Source organism: Saccharibacillus kuerlensis DSM 22868, assembly GCF_000378145.1.
GTDB classification, from domain to species: Bacteria; Bacillota; Bacilli; order Paenibacillales; family Paenibacillaceae; genus Saccharibacillus; species Saccharibacillus kuerlensis.
Genome location: NZ_KB899293.1, coordinates 54,088 through 71,890, shown reverse-complemented (window position 1 = coordinate 71,890; position 17,803 = coordinate 54,088). Strand labels below are relative to the sequence as shown.

At 52.2% G+C, this 17,803-nt stretch carries 16 protein-coding genes; 12 read left to right on the top strand and 4 right to left on the bottom strand.

Features of this window, described 5'->3' with window-relative positions; all coding sequences use genetic code 11:
* Window positions 1–275 precede the first annotated feature (275 nt).
* Complete coding sequence (locus tag F456_RS0115730; protein WP_018978009.1) at window positions 276–1,205, top strand: pentapeptide repeat-containing protein; 930 nt, start codon at window positions 276–278, stop codon at window positions 1,203–1,205.
* A 167-nt stretch (window positions 1,206–1,372) separates the two neighbouring features.
* Window positions 1,373–2,350 (top strand): aldo/keto reductase, encoded by a 978-nt coding sequence (locus F456_RS0115725; RefSeq protein WP_018978008.1) that lies wholly within the window; start codon window positions 1,373–1,375, stop codon window positions 2,348–2,350.
* Window positions 2,351–2,668: 318 nt separating this feature from the next.
* Here the strand turns inward: F456_RS0115725 and F456_RS0115720 are convergent, their stop codons facing one another.
* Window positions 2,669–7,141 carry an S-layer homology domain-containing protein gene (locus F456_RS0115720; RefSeq protein ID WP_018978007.1) on the bottom strand — a complete coding sequence of 1,491 codons (4,473 nt, stop codon included), beginning with the start codon at window positions 7,139–7,141 and terminating at the stop codon, window positions 2,669–2,671.
* Window positions 7,142–7,464: 323 nt separating this feature from the next.
* On the opposite strand from F456_RS0115720, the gene F456_RS0115715 reads away from it, so the two are divergent.
* The 3 genes from F456_RS0115715 to F456_RS0115705 all read left to right on the top strand — a co-directional run bounded on the left by F456_RS0115715 (window position 7,465) and on the right by F456_RS0115705 (window position 10,440).
* A complete protein-coding gene (locus F456_RS0115715; protein WP_018978006.1) occupies window positions 7,465–8,664 on the top strand; it encodes a glycosyltransferase family 4 protein in 1,200 nt (399 codons plus the stop codon).
* Between the two features lie 112 nt (window positions 8,665–8,776).
* Complete coding sequence (locus F456_RS0115710) at window positions 8,777–9,376, top strand: TVP38/TMEM64 family protein (RefSeq protein WP_018978005.1); 600 nt, start codon at window positions 8,777–8,779, stop codon at window positions 9,374–9,376.
* Window positions 9,377–9,393: 17 nt separating this feature from the next.
* Window positions 9,394–10,440, top strand: coding sequence for an LTA glycolipid anchor biosynthesis glycosyltransferase, IagA/BgsA family (locus F456_RS0115705; RefSeq protein WP_018978004.1), 1,047 nt, complete (start codon window positions 9,394–9,396; stop codon window positions 10,438–10,440).
* Window positions 10,441–10,660: 220 nt separating this feature from the next.
* On the opposite strand, the gene F456_RS0115700 is transcribed toward F456_RS0115705, so the two are convergent.
* Together F456_RS0115700 and F456_RS0115695 are read right to left on the bottom strand one after the other, a co-directional pair.
* Window positions 10,661–11,578 carry an aldo/keto reductase gene (locus tag F456_RS0115700; RefSeq protein WP_018978003.1) on the bottom strand — a complete coding sequence of 306 codons (918 nt, stop codon included), beginning with the start codon at window positions 11,576–11,578 and terminating at the stop codon, window positions 10,661–10,663.
* A 172-nt stretch (window positions 11,579–11,750) separates the two neighbouring features.
* Window positions 11,751–12,680, bottom strand: a complete 930-nt coding sequence (locus F456_RS0115695; RefSeq protein ID WP_018978002.1) for a prenyltransferase — start codon at window positions 12,678–12,680, stop codon at window positions 11,751–11,753.
* A 214-nt stretch (window positions 12,681–12,894) separates the two neighbouring features.
* Here F456_RS0115695 and F456_RS24680 point away from each other — a divergent pair, with 214 nt between their 5' ends.
* The 6 genes from F456_RS24680 (at window position 12,895) to F456_RS25030 (ending at window position 16,279) form a co-directional block, all read left to right on the top strand.
* Window positions 12,895–13,179 (top strand): WGxxGxxG family protein, encoded by a 285-nt coding sequence (locus F456_RS24680; protein ID WP_018978001.1) that lies wholly within the window; start codon window positions 12,895–12,897, stop codon window positions 13,177–13,179.
* A gap of 299 nt (window positions 13,180–13,478) precedes the next feature.
* The gene (locus F456_RS0115685; protein ID WP_018978000.1) at window positions 13,479–14,543 is read left to right on the top strand and encodes an LLM class flavin-dependent oxidoreductase; all 1,065 of its coding nucleotides are present in this window, start codon (window positions 13,479–13,481) and stop codon (window positions 14,541–14,543) included.
* A gap of 289 nt (window positions 14,544–14,832) precedes the next feature.
* Window positions 14,833–15,153, top strand: coding sequence for an ArsR/SmtB family transcription factor (locus F456_RS0115680; RefSeq protein WP_026293920.1), 321 nt, complete (start codon window positions 14,833–14,835; stop codon window positions 15,151–15,153).
* A gap of 2 nt (window positions 15,154–15,155) precedes the next feature.
* The gene (locus F456_RS0115675) at window positions 15,156–15,656 is read left to right on the top strand and encodes an SRPBCC domain-containing protein (RefSeq protein ID WP_018977998.1); all 501 of its coding nucleotides are present in this window, start codon (window positions 15,156–15,158) and stop codon (window positions 15,654–15,656) included.
* A gap of 72 nt (window positions 15,657–15,728) precedes the next feature.
* Window positions 15,729–15,965: an NADPH-dependent FMN reductase gene (locus F456_RS25035; protein WP_268238760.1), complete on the top strand. Its 237-nt coding sequence runs from the start codon at window positions 15,729–15,731 to the stop codon at window positions 15,963–15,965.
* Window positions 15,941–16,279 carry an NADPH-dependent FMN reductase gene (locus F456_RS25030; protein ID WP_308423388.1) on the top strand — a complete coding sequence of 113 codons (339 nt, stop codon included), beginning with the start codon at window positions 15,941–15,943 and terminating at the stop codon, window positions 16,277–16,279. Before F456_RS25035 ends, F456_RS25030 begins: the two co-directional genes overlap by 25 nt.
* A 102-nt stretch (window positions 16,280–16,381) precedes the next feature.
* Here F456_RS25030 and F456_RS0115665 read toward each other — a convergent pair whose 3' ends face one another.
* Window positions 16,382–16,810: a MarR family winged helix-turn-helix transcriptional regulator gene (locus tag F456_RS0115665; protein ID WP_018977997.1), complete on the bottom strand. Its 429-nt coding sequence runs from the start codon at window positions 16,808–16,810 to the stop codon at window positions 16,382–16,384.
* Between the two features lie 121 nt (window positions 16,811–16,931).
* On the opposite strand from F456_RS0115665, the gene F456_RS0115660 reads away from it, so the two are divergent.
* Window positions 16,932–17,519 carry an NAD(P)H-dependent oxidoreductase gene (locus tag F456_RS0115660; RefSeq protein ID WP_018977996.1) on the top strand — a complete coding sequence of 196 codons (588 nt, stop codon included), beginning with the start codon at window positions 16,932–16,934 and terminating at the stop codon, window positions 17,517–17,519.
* Window positions 17,520–17,803 lie beyond the last annotated feature (284 nt).

Genomic DNA, 17,803 nt, shown 5'->3' with positions numbered 1-17,803 from the left:
TAGGTCTATTAAGGGATGATTTCGTTTAAATAGCGTGATCACGATTCGTTAGAATTCGTAAAAGCCTTGGGAAGAACAAATAGCGTTATTACGATTCGTTAGAATTGACAAACAGCGGGAATTTTCTCGACAATTTGTAGAGCGTAGAGCGTAGAGCGTAGAGCGTAGAGCGTAGAGCGTAGAGCGTAGAGCGTAGAGCGTAGAGCGTAGAGCGTAGAGCGTACGACTATGCTTCCTATACCTGCTTCATACATAAAACTTGGAGGGCTTTAGCAATGACTGATGATTTAAACCTTTCGGTTTCCGGCGCGGTTTCTTACCGGGAACGTTACAGAGGCGACTGCGAGAGCTGCTTTGGTCTGTGCTGTGCGGCGCTGCCATTTGCGGCGTCGGTCGATTTTGCAATCGACAAGGCTGCGGGCGAACCGTGCCGCAATCTGCGGGAAGATTTCCGCTGCGGCATTCATACGAAGCTGCGGGACAGCGGTTTTCGCGGATGCACCGTCTATGACTGCTTCGGCGCGGGACAGAAAGTCTCGCAGCAGACTTTCGGAGGGGTAGATTGGCGCGAGCGGCCGGAGACGGCGAGCGCCATGTTCGCTGTGCTGCCGATCGTCTGGCAGCTGCATGAGCTGATGCTGTACATGGAAGAGCTGCTGGCCCGTCCGGCAGCCGTGCAGCTGCACCCCCGGCTCCGTGAAGCGCTCGAAGAGACCCAGCGCCTCACGGAGCTTGAACCCGACGCTCTGCTTGCGCTGAGCGTCTCCGCGCAGCGCGCGACCGTGAACGAGCTGCTGCTTGAAGGCAGCGAGCTCGTTCGGGCCGAAGCGCTGCGCCGCCGGGCTGCGCACGGCGAAGAGCGTCCGCGCGGTTCGCAGCAGCCGCGCGGAGGCAAGGCCGGCCGCCGCGGCCGCAAGCCGGCCATCGGCCGCGGCGCCGACCTGGTGGGCGCAGACCTGCGGAGCGAGGATCTGCGGGCCGCCAATCTGCGGGGCGCTTATCTTATCGCCGCCAACTTGAGCGGCGCCGACCTGCGCGAAGCGGACGTGATCGGCGCGGATTTCCGCGACGCCGATCTACGGGGCGCCGACCTGACCGGCGCCCTGTTCCTGACGCAGGTTCAATTAAATGCGGCAAAAGGGGACGCCACAACAGCTCTGCCGCCGGGGCTTCAGCATCCGGGTCATTGGATGACTGTCGGTTGAGTCAAGCCGTTTATGCGTAAATGAATCGGCTCCCAGATTGAAGAAACAAGACAAGGTAAGACGAAATAAGACAAAACAAAACAAGTCAAAACAAGTCAAAACAAAACTCATGTCTGTTGAAGGTGAAAGACCGATTTATACTTTTCACTCGGGAGGTTATTGAGATTATGAAGCATAATCGTCTTGGAAACAGTGGGCTGTGGGTGTCGGAGCTGGGACTCGGCACCAATGCGTTCGGCAAACGTGCCGACGAAGAGACGTCGATCCGCGTCATTCACGCGGCTCTGGACGGTGGTATCAATTTCGTCGATACGGCGAATATCTATGCCGGAACGGAATCGGAGCGTATCATCGGAAAAGCGTTGGAAGGGCGGCGCGATAAGGTCGTACTGACGACGAAGGCTGGCCTGCCGTGCGGTGACGGTCCGGACGAACGCGGATCGTCGCGCCGCCATCTGCAGCGGGAGCTGGAAAACAGTCTCAGACGGCTGAAGACGGATTATGTGGACTTGTATCAGATCCATACATTTGATCCTCATACGCCGCTGGAAGAGACGCTGCGCACGCTGGACGACTTCGTTTCCTCCGGCAAAGTCCGTTATATTGGTGCTTCGAATTACGCCGCTTGGGAGTTCATGAAGGCACTGGGCATCAGCGAGAGTAAAGGCTTTGTTCGCTACATATCCAGTCAGACCAGCTACTCGCTGGCGGATCGTACCCCGGAACGCGAACTTATTCCGATGTGTCTGGATCAAGGCGTAGGCATCATCCCGTATTTCCCGCTCGCAGGCGGCATTCTGAGCGGCAAATACAGCGGCGGTGCAGAGGGAGCGCCAGCAGGTTCGCGGGCTGACACCGACCCTAACTTCGGCCGATTCCTCAGCGAACGCTATCTCGATCTGGGACGCCGCGTGAGCAAACTGGCGGAGGAGGCCGGTACGACGCCGAGCGCCCTGTCGCTGTCTTGGCTGATGAATCGTCCGGCTGTTTCGACAGTAATTGTAGGTGCAACTCGGCCAGAGCAGGTGGAATCCAATCTTGTGAGCGTAGATCTTCAGCCGGATCGCGACCTGCTGGAGAAACTGGATGAGATCAGCGAGCCTTTCCGCTCCGGCGAACCGTTTGCGGTATATCGCTTGGACTGACTATAAAACGCCTAATCAGATGTTTAGCCGATCCTTCTTGAGGATCGGCAACGTGTCGAGAAAGTCTTAATTAAAGTGAAGCGGATGTGCGAAGAGGGAAATTCAGTGAAGGAACGATAGTGTTCGCCTTTGTGGTGCAAGTTCACCTAGGATCAGGATGTGAACTTGCACCGCTAATCGGGAAAATTCCATTTAAATTTGATCACTTTCCCTTCCAAACAAGCCCGAAGCAGCAAAAAAGCGGCCTTCCTCGCGTTATGCGAGGGGGGCCGCTTTCCTAGTATGCAGGAGATCGGCATAAAGCCGGAATCCGTATGATTATTGCATAATATCGGTAATCGTTTTTTGCCAGATCTCTTCGCCATTAGGGCCGAGGATCGATTCGTGCGAAAGTGTAGCTTCCTGCACATCACCGAAGCTCCAGCGGCCTTCCGACACGTCAGGGAACTGCGGAGCCAGACCGGTCAGCGGGCCGCGATACAGTGCCCGGTTGATCAATGTCACAGCTTCTTCGCGTGTAATCAGAGTTTTCGGCTTGAACGTACCGTCCGGGTAACCGGAGAGCTGTCCGCTGCGGTACAGAGCTTCGACAGCGCCGGCTGCCCAGTTTCCGTTAAGGTCGGTGAAATGAATGCTTACAGAAGTGGAAGTATCCATCTTCAGGAAGCGGGCCAGTACGGCAGCCAATTCACCGCGTGCTACCGGAGCGTCCGGCTTGAATGTGCCATCTGCATAACCGGCAAAGTACCCTTGAGCAGTTGCGATCTGAATGTATTTGGCTGCCCAATGTCCGCTGCGTACATCCTTGAACGAAGTGCTTCCCGCTGTCGAGCTGCTTTCCGACAGACGAGCAACGATTGCCGCCAGTTCGGCACGAGTCAGCGTCTTGGTCGGGTGGAACTTTTTGTCCGGATAACCAAGGATGTAACGCTGGTGGGTCAGCTGTCCAAAGCGTTCGGAGAAGAGCTGAACACCGACAGAAGCGTTTGATTTTTGGACTGCTCCGGAAACAGGAACGAACTGAGCCGTAATCTGACGCATAGCCTGAGCGGCATCGATTTGTCCCCATTTCAGAGTCACTTTGAAGCTTCCTGTCGCATTTACCGGAAGGTTGGCGACTGTCCAGGTAATTGTTCTGCCATTTACCGTTCCGCCATTGGCATCTACAACTTCGACGCCGGCCGGCAGTGTTACCGTTACAGTAGAACCGTTCAATGCCGCTTTGGTCTTGTTGGCATAATCGACAGTGATCGTTGATGTTCCGCCTTCAGGTACCCGGCTTTCATTTGTCGTCAGAGTCAGTTCAAGATTACCTGACGGAGCCGTAGGGGACGGTGTAGTCACTGTTCCGCTGCCTGTCGACGGACTCCATGGTGCATTCAACGGCTGCATGTTGATATCGTGCTGGACAATGTCCTGCTCGACAGAGATCGTGTTGGAAATGTAAGTGGCATAGCCCGGTCTGGTAGCTACGATATAGTAGTCGCCTTCCGGATAAACCATCCATGCATATTCTCCAGCTGCGCTCGAGAACTGCGGGTTTTTATTATCGTTCGGTGCAAAGCCTGGAATGACGGGCAGATCAACCGCTTGACCCGGCTGTCTTCCGGCATCGATATTGCGCTCAGTGTTTGCCCAGAAGAGCTCGACGTGTGCGTTCTCCAGAATCTGTCCATTGGAAGCATCACGAACCGTTCCATAAGGATCGATCAACGAGTAGACGACGCCAAGCTCTCCATCTTGATTCATTGTGATATTGAGATTGGCAGGAGGACCAGCGAGTCGTTGGCCGTTTGAAGCAGTAAGGTCATAAACGATGCGGTAGCTGCCCTGCGGAACATTTTCCAGCTTAAAGCTTCCGTCAGCAGTGATTGAAATCGGCTGCTGTAGGCTTCCGTCCGTGCTGATCAGCGTACCGGTCATTCCGTTGCCGAACAGGTCACCAAGTGCCGGGGATTGTGTACTGCCGGCTGGTGGAACGATGAAAATTTGTCCGGCGATAGCGTTGACAGGGTCGATCGTTTCACCGGTTTGAATCGTTCCTACGGTTACCGTCTCAGTCTGCTTCAATGTGTAAGTAACACCGTTTTGTTTAACAGGCGTTTCGGTATTCAACTTGTACGAATAATCTCCGCGTGGTACCGGAATACTGTACTCGCCGGCCGCGTTGGTCGTAACATTAGCTGTAAAGTCAATGATACCGTCGTCGTTAAAGTCTTCGGCAACTTGAATCTTGGCACCCGATACCGGTTGGCCGGTAACGTGATCGATGATCACGCCCTGGATGGCTGCCGGGTAGAGGTCGATCCCCATGCTATCCTGGGCAATTACATCACCGTTTGAATCTCGAAGGCTGGCGATAAAGCCTTGATGCACAGGAGTCGTACCTGTCAAAGCTGCAGGTGTGTATTCGATTGTCGCGATGCCGTCTTCGCCGGTTACACCGGTTCCTACTGTAGTTCCGTCTTCAAGGGTGAAGGTAACCGGAATACCAGCAACCGGCTGGCCTTCGGTATCTAGAGCTTTGGCCGTAACCGTAACTTTGGATGTTCCATCGGCAAGAACATGTTCAGGAGTCGCCGAAATTTCGACCGTGTAGGCAGGTGCTTCGGCGCGTACTGTCACGGTTTGCGTGACATTTTTGCCGTCGTAGACCGCTGTAATGGTCGTTGTGCCCGGCGATACGGCAGTTACTTTTCCGTTCGCGTCTACTGCTGCAATGTTCGGGTCAGCGGATGTATAAATCGCTTCGCCAGTAACATTTTTAATGCTTTCGTCTTCCGCATACACGGCAGTCACATTAGGTGTCTGCGTATTCCCCGGAGCCATTGTGACAACAGCCGGATCGATCAGCAGATCGCGCAGCTTCGATTTTGGCTGGGCAGGCGTGCTGACTTGGACAGAATTGGAAGGGACGGATTCAATGCCGTTGCTGACGGATTTGACGATATAATTACGCGTCGTTTCCGGTGTCAGTCCGGTCAGTCTGTATTCCTGTCCGTTAATGCCTTCGGCGATCAGGCTGCCGTTTGTATCATATACGTTGTAACTCTGCGCGCCCGGAACGTTGTTCCAAGTCAGCAGGGCGCTCGTTGATGTAATCTGCTCTACGGCAAGTGCCGGAGGATCAATCGTGACCGTTACGACCGATTGAACGCGTCTCTTTTCATAGACTGCTTCAATGACGGTCGTTCCTGCGCCAACGGCAACCAGGCGACCTTTATCGTCAAAGGTTACGACATTCGGGTCGGTCTTGCTGTCCGGGTGAGCCGGGTCCCCGATATTCGCATAGAACTCTGAACCTGCCGTCACGTCGCCCCACTGCGGAGTTGAAGGGTTTCCGTATACGGCACGTACTACAGTAGTGCGTTCTTCCCCGATCTTCATAGCGTAGTCCGGCAGTGTCACATCGAAATCCAGGGAGAGGCCGAGTGCCGTCTCGTTGGAGTGGATGGACTCATAAGGCCCGGCTCCGACTTTCCCGTTAGTTACTGCTGTAACGGTGTAGCGGGCGATGTCACCCAAGCTGGCGGCATCAACGGTATAAGCAGTGCTTGTAACGTTATCTTTCAGCAGCTTGCCGTCTTTGTAAACTTTATAGAAGTTGGCGCCAGGCACCTCTGTCCACTGCAGCTTGTCTATCGTTTTCGGTACAGCGCTGAGTACAGGGGCCTGTGGTACAAATGCCGTGTCGTAGGCTCCGCCTACGCTGACAACACGTACTTCGCCGCCCGATGGCAGCGAACTGCCGAAGTCGATAACAGTAGTTGCTTTTCCGCTCTCGTCCGCGGTTTGCGAAGGATTATCTATCCGGCCTGCCGAAGAGAACGTAACCGGTGCGCCCGGAACCGGATTGCCCAGTACGTCGATCGGCGTAGCCGTCGCGGTGTACTGGCCAGGCTGTCCGTCGATAGGAGTGAGCTGAAGTTTAACTTCGGCCGGAGCCTGTTTGTAGTTATAGGATTTGGTATCGATTGGATCCAACTGGTTGTTGAAGTACCACGAATGAATATCATGCGTTTCCATAGCTCCGCCTGTGGCGGATGTGAAGCCTGCATATACGCCGTCTTCTCCCGCGAAAATTTCGTTCAGGTTGATTCCGCTCGTTTTCAAGAACGGTTGAGCCGGACGAACATCGGTCTTGCTGATGTACACGGAAACGGTCTGCGTAATGCCGTCATAGTCGATCCACGAATACAGATCTTGACCGCCGGCCAGTTTAAGATCTGTCGGTAATTTTTTATACCAGGCCGTATTGGTGTTTTTGACGTTTCCGTTGACAGCCAGGCCAATATAGTTGTTCGAAGGGTCGTTCATGTCCCCGTTTTGGTAAGTATCATATTTAACTGCAAAGCTTGGCGTAATGCCGCCATAGCCGATGCCTGCGCCTACTGCGCCCGCCGTGTTGGACTGAGCCTGCACGGTAAACGTAATGCCGTCCGCAGGATTGTTGGAGGCGAGCTTATCGTTCAGTCTAAATTTGAAGAAAGTGCTGAACGAATAGTTATTTCCGGCCGCAATCAAATTTCTGTTAAAGGCGGTTCCGAATTGGTTGCCGGTTCTATCCGTTAGTCGAAGTACTTGAGTGCCTCCGTCAACTGGCACGACTTTCGTACTTCCGTTAAGTGAGAACAGCTTGCTGACCGCTGCATTATCTCCAAAACTGTCGATCTTGTAGGTGATCCATTTGTCTTCTACTGCGGCATTCGCCGGCGTGATCATGGGCTGCGCCAGTGAGAGCAGCATGGTGATCACCAGCAGCAGCGGCATAAATCGTACTGCCTTTTTCATAAAGTTTTTCCCTCCGATTATCTGTTTTGACCTTAAAATGCTGACTGAGTCAATGTAACAGAACCGCATATACAAAAAATCTACAAACAAAATGCTCCTTTTTTGGATTAGAAGCGTAAAAGGAGTGAGAGGAAAAAGTTTTATTCCAAATGCAGGGGATGCGGCTGTAGAAACGTCAGAAGAGTAAGGAAAAAAGTGGCAAGAAGAAATGTTAACAATTCTTTATCATTGTTTAATCTGGAATTCGAATGTATTTTAAACATAGATGGTACGATAGTAAGCATTCCCACCGCTCAAAATTCAATCGAAATCGAGGGACAGGTATGAAAATTTTGATTACGACCGAATGCTACCGGCCAATCATCAATGGAGTTGTCACCTCAGTGGTCAATTTGCAGAGCGAACTTGAGAAGAACGGGCACGAAGTGCGCATTCTGACCTTGTCGCCTGATGGGCATTCGTTTGTGGAAGACGGCGTTACTTATATCGGCTCCGTAGGCGCGCTGTATCCCGGCGTACGCACCGCGCTGCGTGTACACCGCAAAGAGCTGCGGCCGCTGCTGGACTGGAAGCCGGACGTCGTTCATTCGCAATGTGAGTTCAGTACGTTTCGTATGGCCAGATACATAGCCGGGAAATTGAACATCCCGATCATTCACACTTATCATACGGTCTATGAAGATTACACGCATTACTTCTCGCCGAGCCGGACTTGGGGCCGTGCCGCGGTAGCCTGGTTTTCAAGAAATACGCTGAAAAATGTACAGTGCGTTGTGGCGCCAACGAAGAAAGTGCGGGGTCTGCTCGCAGGATACGGCGTACCGGGCGACATCCAGGTAGTGCCTACAGGTGTCGATCTGAGCCAGTTCCAAACCCAATTGTCGGAAAAACGTCGCTCGGTTCTAAGAGAAAGTCTGGGATTGACCGAAAAAGACCCTGTGCTGGTTTCTGTCGGAAGACTTGCCAAAGAGAAAAATCTTGAAGAGATTTTACGTTTTGTCGCAGAGTACCGGGATTCCCGCTTGAAGCTTCTAATTGTCGGCGACGGTCCGCATAGGCAGCAGCTGGAGCGTTATGCCGGTGAATGGGGTCTGGCGGATCGGGTTGTGTTTGCGGGAATGGTCCAGCCGGAAAAAGTTGCCGATTATTATAAGCTGGGCGACCTGTTTGTCAGCGCCTCGAACAGTGAGACGCAGGGATTGACGTATATTGAAGCGATGGCTTCCGGGCTTCCAGTATTGTGCCGCCGGGACGAGTGTCTGAACGGTGTTGTTGACACCGGCGTCAACGGATGGCAGTATGAATCTTTTGAGCAGTTTGAAAAGGCGCTTGCCGCCGCTTTGAATCAGGATGGTCTGCTGAAAGAACTTGGAGCAAATGCCCGAAGAACGGCGCTGGAGCGCTATTCGTCAGTAGCTTTTGCCGAAAATGCGGAGCAAATCTATGTCCGAGCTTGCGCTTCGTATCGTCCGGTAACAGATCGTCCTTTCCTGCTTGCCGCTACCAAAGCCGCAGTCAAATAAGAAGCTTTCTTCTGTCGTGAGAACGGAACTGGCCGGTCGTTTGCAAGAAAGCAGCGGGATGACCGGAAGGTTCCGCTTCCACCAAAATTTTTAGAAATCGGAGGAACCGACTATGAAGATGTTCTCGCTTCGTTATATGATGAATGCTACGACGGCAGCAGGCATTGCGGCATGTGCAGCTTGCATTGTCTATGGTTTCTATACCGGAATCTTCAGTTCGCAGGCGGCTTTGGAAAGTTTCCTTGCGGGCTTTGGCCTGTGGGCACCGTTAATCTTCATTGTGTTCCAGGCGGTACAGGTCGTGATCCCGATTCTTCCGGGCGGTATCGGCTGCGTTGCCGGTATTCTGGTCTTTGGCCCCGTTGCCGGTTTGATTTATAATTATGTGGGCATTTGTCTGGGTTCCATTGCCGCATTCCTGCTGGCAAGAAAATATGGTCAGCCGATCCTCGAAAGTATGTTCAGTCCCAAAGTGCAGGCCAAGTACAAGCATTGGACGGAAGGCCGACGGTTCAACAATCTGTTTGCGATCGGCATCTTCATGCCTGTTGCTCCGGATGACTTTCTCTGTTACTTGGCGGGCACGACGAAAATGACACTGCGCCGTTTTACGACAATTATTTTGCTCGGGAAGCCGCTTGGCATTGCGGCTTACAGTTTTGGCCTGAGCGCTGCTATCACTTATTTTGCCAAGCTTCTGGGAATCGCCTGAAGGGAAGGAAATAAAAAATGAAGGTACTTTTATACTCCGGATCGCTGAAAACGGTCAACCGCAGCGGGGTTGGGGAAGCGGTTCGCCATCAACGCGAAGCGCTGGAGCGTCTGAATATCGATTATACGATGGATGAACGGGAAGATTATGATATTGTGCATCTGAATACTATTTTCCCGGATTCGCTGCGTATGGCACGAAGAGCAAAACGGCAGGGTAAAAAGGTTGTTTATCATGCTCATTCAACGATGGAAGATTTCCGCAATTCGTTTATCGGGTCCAACTTGGCGGCGCCGGTGTTCAAGAAATGGATCACCCGCTGCTACCGCAGTGCGGATCTGCTTATTACGCCGACGGAATATGCAAAAGGGCTGCTGCTTGGCTATGGGCTGAGCAATCCGATCGTCAGCTTGTCGAACGGGGTGGACAGCGCCTTTTTCACACCGGATCAAGAAGCCGGCAGACGTTTTCGTCGTAAATATGATTTGGCGGACGATACCAAGGTAGTTCTGTCAGTCGGGCATTATATTGAGCGCAAAGGCATTCTGGATTTTGTAGAACTGGCACGGCGGATGCCGGATCATCAGTTCTATTGGTTCGGTTATACGCCGCTGTATATGGTACCGGGCAAGATCCGTGAAGCTGTCGAGAGCAAGCTTCCAAACCTGCACTTCCCAGGCTACGTGAATCGGGAAGAGCTGCGGGATGCTTACTGCGGCAGCGATCTGTTCTTGTTTGCCACACATGAGGAAACGGAAGGAATCGTGCTGCTGGAAGCGTTGGCTGCAGGAATTCCTGTGCTGGTACGCGATCTGCCTATCTATGCGGATTGGCTGCAGGACGGAGATACCGTCTATAAAGGGCGGAGCCTGGAGACATTCGAACGCGGAATTCGCGGTATTACGGGACACAAACTTCCGGATTTGACGACCGATGGCCGCAGTCTGGCAGTCGGGCTTGATCTGGATTCTGTCGGACGGCGTCTGGTCGAGCTATATGAGTGGGCTCTACATAGCGGACGTCCCGAAGTGCTGAGAGCGAAAATTTTACGGCCAGGACTCTAAGGGATAGGGTCGGAAAAGAGTTCCGGCATACGGCAGAGAAGTGACGGTGGCAGATACAGAGCGTAACGGAAGTAATTGATCGGAGTCACTAAGGGAAGATTGAAATACAGGAAGACTGAAATAGGTATCAAAAAACGACAGCTTAGGCGGATTTCGCCGGAGCTGTCGTTTTGCGTTTTTTGCCTATTACCTTCAAGGGGGCTTATTCGATGATAACAGCTTAAGGCAGCTTGTTTCCTGCCGCACGGTAGATGGCGTACCACTCTTCGCGGGACAGCTTCACTTCGCTCGCCTTAATGCAGTCTTTAATACGCTGAACGTTCATTGTACCCGTTACAGGCTGCATGTTCGCCGGATGACGGAGCAGCCAAGCGATCGCGATTGTTGTGTTGCTTACGCTGTGCGCTTCCGCAACCTTATTGATTTCCGCGTTAAGTTCCGGGAACTTCTCGTTGTCGAGGAATACGCCCTCGAAGAATCCATATTGGAACGGCGACCACGGTTGGATCGTGATGTCGTTCAGACGGCAGTAATCCAGAATGCTGCCGTCGCGGTCAACAGATTCGTCGATCAGCATATTAACGTTGACACCATTGGTAATCATGTTAGCGTTTGTGATGCTGAGCTGGAGCTGGTTGGCAACAAGCGGCTGCTTCACGTATTTTTTCAGAAGCTCGATCTGCATCGGCTTTTGATTGGATACGCCAAAGTGGCGAACTTTGCCCGACGATTCCAGTTGATCGAAAGCTTCGGCTACTTCTTCCGGCTCGACAAGTGCGTCCGGACGATGCAGCAGCAGAATATCAAGATATTCCGTGTTCAGGCGCTTCAGAATGCCGTCCACGGAAGATAGAATATGTTCTTTGGAGAAATCGAACTGTCCTTGGCGAATACCGCATTTGGATTGAAGAATGAGCTTCTCGCGTACGCTAGAGCTCATATGTACCGCTTCCGCGAAAATTTCTTCGCATTTGCCGCCGCCATAAATATCCGCGTGATCGAAGAAATTCGCTCCTTCTTCCAGTGCCGTTTGCACGAAAGTTTCCGCCTGCTGCTTATCCAGCGAGTCGATGCGCATACAGCCGACTGCCACTACCGGTACGTCGAGATTGCTGCTTCCAAGCTTGATCGTTCTCATCCTTGTCGTTCCTCCTCAGTATGCAGCGGAAAGCGCCAGTACCTTCCGTTACTTTATCGTTGTTTGTTACGGTATAGCGGTTCGTTACTTAAAGGCATACTCATTGTTGCATAAATATAAAACGGTTTCAAGGCGAACAGTTGATGCCGAAAAATTTTGATAAGCTTATTCCTCAATGAAAAATACCGAGCCATACGGCTAACACAATTGCGGTTAAGAGCATCTTTTTCTCGCAGGCGGTCACAGCTTCCGGATCACGCACGTCCACCTTCGCCAGCCAATAGATCGACAGAGCGGCTGCTGCTATAATACCGGCTGCTCCAATCCAACGCTCAGACCAGGCAAACCAAATGGCAGACAATCCGATAATCGTAAAATACAGTACAGCCGGCAGACGGGCGAATGCGGTACCGAAACGATCAGCGGCCCATACGACGCTGGTTCGCTTGACGGGAGAAGCGCTTCGGTCGGCATCCAGATCCGGAATATGGTGGACCATCACCCAAGCGATGCAGTACATGGCATTGATCCAAGCGTTCTGCACGGCCCACTCCGGCAGACTGCCAAGCAGCAGCCAGACGCCGCCGAGTCCCAGTGCGAAGGTGGAAGGAAACGTACTCAGCCATTCGCCGGCAAATGGAATATAGGCGAAGCGCAGCGGAGAGACGGAGTAGGAGACCGCTCCCCAGATGCCGATCAACAGCAGTACGGCAAGCCGAATCTGTCCGAATATAATCAATAGTACGGAGCAGGCCAGCAGTACGGCGGTTAAGCCGAAGCCGAAACGCCCAAGCGCTTCCGGCGTCATTCTACCGTTCTGGATAACCCGGCTGCCGCCGGACAGCATGGCCGGGCTGCGATCATCCGTGCCCGAGCGGTAATCCGTGTAATCGTTTAGCGAGTGTGTCAGCAGGCCATGGATCAGCAGACAGCCGACTAACAGAATTAGTGAGACAGTCAGTGAACGACTAACGGGTACGGCAGGATCGAGAAACAGCGGATACACACCGGAGAAAATGATGACAACACTTGAAGCGCCAACTGCGGCGGGACGCATAAGGTGCAGCCCGTTTTTTAACAGGACTGCGGCGGGATGGGACAAGGGTCCAGCTCCTTTCTAAAAGAAGGTCTATTTTATATATCACCCATAGAAAGGAGGAGAACCAAACATTGATCATTCTGAAAGTCTTCCGCGAAATAAATTTCAAAAGCATCAAAAATATAAAATATGTAAGGCTGTGAAAGATTCATTTATGTGAGAGCGGTTATATAGAGAGAGGAATACCATTCAAGCTTTAGAAAGGAGACTGAACTATATGTTGACAAAAGTTAGAACAATGTTTCTCGCCTTGATGCTTGTGTCCGCTCTCGGTACGGCCTCCGCTTTTGCAGAAGGTACACAGACGGCTTCCGCCGGCACAACGTACAGCACAGCTGCTTCTGAGGTTGAACAAACGACCGAAAATGTAGCGAACGAAGCTACCGATGATGAGGGCGATAACGGACTTTGGGGCCTGACAGGTCTGCTTGGTCTGCTCGGTCTGCTCGGTCTGCGCCGTAAGCACAACGATCATCGTGATGACAGAGTGAACCGCGTCTAAGTGTTTACTCTGTAAACGGACATGCGAAAGACTTAAACACGGAAGGACTTCCTTCCCTACAGCAAAAACGCTCCTACGGCAGGTATGCCGGGGAGCGTTTTTGCTGTGGGAATTATGGATGTTTCCATGGCCTCCTTACTTATAAATCGGCACTTGCTATTTCCATAAAAAAAGAAGATAATGAGTACATAAAATAATTATAGTTACTTACTTTAATAAATGTAAATCTTGAGCTTCGGTTGGGAAAGGCGCGGTTTATATCGCCAAACCGAAGGTTCTTTAAAAAGGGGATTATCAACATGGAAATCGGAATCAGTACTTTTGTAGAAACGACACCGGCAGACGGAAATGGACCGACAATCAGCCATGCGGAACGTATCCGGCAGGTTGTGGAGGAAATCGTGCTCGCGGATAAAGTCGGTCTCGACGTGTTCGGCGTAGGCGAGCATCATCGCGTCGATTATGCGGCATCCGCACCGGCAGTTATTCTGGCTGCAGCGGCAGCACGCACGGAGAAGATCCGTTTGACGAGCGCCGTAACGGTGCTGTCGTCGGCGGACCCAGTGAGAGTGTTCCAAGATTTCTCGACCGTAGACGCCATCTCCAACGGCCGTGCGGAGATCATGGCGGGCCGGGGCTCGTTCATTGAGTCGTTCCCGCTGTTCGGCTACGATCTGAACGACTATGACGAGCTTTTCGACGAGAAGTTGGAGCTGCTGCTTCAGATTCAAGCTTCGGAAATTGTCGATTGGAAAGGTGGACACCGTCCGGCGATCAAAGGCCGAGGCATCTATCCGCGGCCGGTGCAGGAGAAGCTGCCGGTCTGGATCGGCAGCGGCGGCAATCAGGAATCGGTCGTGCGCGCAGGTCTCTTGAATCTGCCGCTCGTGCTGGCGATTATCGGCGGACGCCCAGCGCAGTTCGCGCCGCTGGTCGACCTGTACAAGCGGGCCGCCGAGCATGGCGGCCATGACGCATCGCTGCTTCCGGTCGCTTCACACTCGCATGGCTTCGTTGGCGAGAGCGACAACGAAGCTGCGGACAAGTTCTTCCCGTCCATGCGCTACGCGATGACAGTGCTTGGCAAAGAGCGGGGCTGGGCTCCATACACTCGTCAAGGTTATGATGCCCTGCGCGGTCCGGAAGGCGCGCTGTACGTTGGCAGCCCGGAGACGGTGGCGAAGAAAATTATTGACCTGCGCAAGCGGGTAGGAATTACGCGCTTCATGCTGCATACACCGGTCGGTACAATGAAGAACCATGACGACGTGCTGCGTTCGGTTGAACTGCTCGGTACCAAGGTCGCTCCGATCGTGCGCGAAGAGGTCGCAGCTTGGGAAGCCGCAGGTCAGCCGCAGGATTAAGACTATAGAAGTGGATTAAGTCTATAGAAGCGGGATTAAGACTATAGAAATAGGTTCTCTGATTGAAATTGCTATACAAAGACTCGTGCCATCCGGCGCGAGTCTTTTTTTCGTTTACCGGAATGTGCAAAGAAAATAATACAAGATTTAGAATATTCCTTTACAGGAATATTCAATTGGGTTATATTGGAATCAACACAAGATTGAAGCGTGAAAGAGGTGATCTTGCGCAGACTTGAACAAGATGCAGAACAAGGGATCTTGGATCGTACGACTGCGCAGAGACGATATGGATGAAGAAAATACGACTTTGTTCGCTGCACTGGCAGAGCCCAGCCGCATGCGGATCGTTTCACTGCTGAGAAGCGGGCCATTGAGCGTAGGCGAGATCGCAGAACGCTTGGAGATGCGTCAGCCTCAGGCTTCCAAGCACTTGAAAGTGCTTCAGCAGGCGGGCGTGGTGGAAGTAAGGGCGGAAGCCAACCGAAGACATTACCGACTTCGGTCCGAGCCTTTTCAGGAAATGGAGAATTGGTTGGCAGGTTATCAGCGGTTGTGGAACGAGCGTTTCGACAGACTGGACGACTATTTACGAAATGAGGAGGAATGAGCATGACCGACAATATGATCGTAAAAACCGAAGGGCTGGAATTCGTGCTGGAACGGGTATTTTCCGCGCCGAAAGAGAAAGTGTTCGAGGCATTCACAAAATGTGAACATTTGAAGCATTGGTGGGGTCCAAGAGGCTGGGAGCTGACTGCGTGCACATTGGATTTCCGTCCGGAAGGCGTCTGGCATTACTGTATGACGTGCAAGGATGAAAGCCAAGGCGAATTTTTTGGTATGGAATCATGGGGAAAAGGCGTTTACCGCTCGATTAACGCGCCGGATTCGTTCGTTTACACCGATTATTTTTCAGATGCCGAAGGCGGGGTGAACGAAGATATGCCGCCTGCAGAAGTAACGACCACATTTGAAGAGGTTGAAGGCGGAACCAAAATAACAGCGCGGACCAAGTACGATTCGGAAGAATCGCTCAAGACGGTAATCGAAATGGGCATGGAGCAGGGTATTCGGGAGACATGGGATCGGTTGGAGGAGTATTTGGGGTGATTTGAAACTTACTGCTTGATGCTTTACTTTGACCTTATAATTATCTATTAAGCGAAGGATGGTGAAACGTAAGTGGATCAGCGAGCAATCAAGATACTGGGCATTTCGGGAAGCCTTCGCGTGCAGTCGACCAATTCGCGGCTGTTGAAGGCTTTCGAACAGATGCTGCCGCAGCATGCGCAATACGAAGTGTATAACGGGCTGGCGGATCTGCCGCACTTCAATCCCGACCTGGACGGCAGCGATACCCCGGTTCATGCAGCGGTGCAAAATGACGAGAACAGATCACTTCGGCCGATGCTGCCGTAATCTGCACGCCCGAATACGCCCGCGGTATTCCCGGCTCGTTGAAGAACGCACTTGACTGGTCCGTTTCCTCGGGCAATTTCGTCGGCAGGCCTACGGCGGCGATCGGGGCTTCTCCTCATCCGCAGGGCGGATCGGCAGCGTTAGATTCGCTGGTCGGAACGCTTAAAATGATGAGCGCCGTCGTTCCGGAAGGAGCCGAGCTTCGAATTCCGTTCGTAACGAAAAAGTTTGGAGAGGACGGAGCCCTAGACGATACCGAAACCGAAACTGCAATGAAAGAGCTGGTCCAAACACTGCTAGCGGCTATTGACTGAAGAAAGACCAATAATGAGTAACAAGAAAAATTAAAAGCACAGCTGCAGGAAGCGGAACAAGCTTCGGGCAGCCGTGCTTTTTTATTGTTTGTCGCAGCCTTCTTACTTAAACACTTTCGCCCGAAGCAGCTCCAGCGCTCCCTCGATCTTCTCTAATTCTTCCTTTGACAGCCCCGCGATCTGCTGCTCGAACCCCTGCTGCGCCTGTGCGAATACGCGCCCCATCAGCGACTGTCCGTCGGGCGACAGCCGGAACAGCTGGCGCCGCCGGTCGGCGTCGTCCACTGCTTTTTTGCACAGCCCCTTCTCCAGCAGCTTGCGCAGTTCCCGGCTTGTGTTCGGCAGAGACAAGTCGACGCAATCCGCAATCTCGCTCGGAGTGACCGGTTGAGCAAACATCATATACTCCAGAATTTTATATTGAACGGGAGTGACGTCTTCGTTCTTCACGCCTCGGGTCATCTCATGGGTAACCTCGTGCACGGAAGATGCGAAGGCGACGACTTTTTGAAATAACGCATTATGATCCATGTTCTCACCTCTCCCTCTCAACATAGCAAAAAAGTTATCTTTAAACAATTATCATTTGACAACTATATAGGCGCTATGCTATCTTTTTATTATCAAATGATAATGAAAAGAGGGTGCTATGATGAACATGCTGCTGATTTACGCCCATCCCAATCACCAAAGTTTGAGCTATGCTTTTAGGCAGCAGGTGCTGCGAGGAAGTGGAGAGAACAAGGGAATACAGGAAGTGCGCGTGCTTGATCTGTATGAGGAAGGCTTCGATCCGGTGCTGGTCTTTAACGAGGAAAAAAGAAGACGCGATATGCACCTTGATCCCGAGCTGAAGCGCCATCGTGAGCTGCTGCTGTGGGCTGATAAAATTGTGCTGATCTATCCGATCTGGTGGGGACGTCCGCCGGCCATGCTGATGGGTTTCATCGACCGGATGTTCGCTTCGAATTTCGCTTATCGCGACAAGGGGGGACTGATGCCGGAGGGGCTGCTCAAAGGCAAATCCGTCGTCTGCGTCTCCGTGATGAAAGGGCCGGCTGGCTATTTGCAGCTGTGGCTGAACAATGCTCACCGGGCGCTGATGAGGAAAGCATTATTCAATTATGTGGGGATTCGGAAAGTGAAGTTTTTCGAGTTCGGCAGCATGGAGAGTCCGAAAGGCAGGCATGCGCAGAAGCTGGAGAAAGTATATCGATATTTTCGAACAGTATCGGTTTAAACGGCAGAGACTTGGTTCGTAAGCAGAGGGTGAAATCAGAGAAGCGGGTCGTGCGTCCGAAGAAAATGATCTGAGCATCGACAAGAACGTTTGGAAAATTAAATAAGTGCATAGATGCAATTATTGCTCGAATATTTGTAGCAAACTGCGAAATAAGTGCGTGAGTACAACTATTTGGCGAAAAAAGAAGGTGGAACGAGGAAAAGTGATGAAATAAGTGTACCTGCGCACTTATTTCGCTTGAAAGCACAAAAAGGGCGAAAATAAGTGTATCTACGCACTTA

Coding starts and splice junctions, on each gene's coding strand:
- F456_RS0115730 (WP_018978009.1), top strand. CDS start 276: ATGACTGATGATTTAAACCTTTCGGTTTCCGGCGCGGTTTCTTACCGG.
- F456_RS0115725 (WP_018978008.1), top strand. CDS start 1,373: ATGAAGCATAATCGTCTTGGAAACAGTGGGCTGTGGGTGTCGGAGCTG.
- F456_RS0115720 (WP_018978007.1), bottom strand. CDS start 7,141: ATGAAAAAGGCAGTACGATTTATGCCGCTGCTGCTGGTGATCACCATG.
- F456_RS0115715 (WP_018978006.1), top strand. CDS start 7,465: ATGAAAATTTTGATTACGACCGAATGCTACCGGCCAATCATCAATGGA.
- F456_RS0115710 (WP_018978005.1), top strand. CDS start 8,777: ATGAAGATGTTCTCGCTTCGTTATATGATGAATGCTACGACGGCAGCA.
- F456_RS0115705 (WP_018978004.1), top strand. CDS start 9,394: ATGAAGGTACTTTTATACTCCGGATCGCTGAAAACGGTCAACCGCAGC.
- F456_RS0115700 (WP_018978003.1), bottom strand. CDS start 11,578: ATGAGAACGATCAAGCTTGGAAGCAGCAATCTCGACGTACCGGTAGTG.
- F456_RS24680 (WP_018978001.1), top strand. CDS start 12,895: ATGTTGACAAAAGTTAGAACAATGTTTCTCGCCTTGATGCTTGTGTCC.
- F456_RS0115685 (WP_018978000.1), top strand. CDS start 13,479: ATGGAAATCGGAATCAGTACTTTTGTAGAAACGACACCGGCAGACGGA.
- F456_RS0115680 (WP_026293920.1), top strand. CDS start 14,833: ATGGATGAAGAAAATACGACTTTGTTCGCTGCACTGGCAGAGCCCAGC.
- F456_RS0115675 (WP_018977998.1), top strand. CDS start 15,156: ATGACCGACAATATGATCGTAAAAACCGAAGGGCTGGAATTCGTGCTG.
- F456_RS0115665 (WP_018977997.1), bottom strand. CDS start 16,810: ATGGATCATAATGCGTTATTTCAAAAAGTCGTCGCCTTCGCATCTTCC.
- F456_RS0115660 (WP_018977996.1), top strand. CDS start 16,932: ATGAACATGCTGCTGATTTACGCCCATCCCAATCACCAAAGTTTGAGC.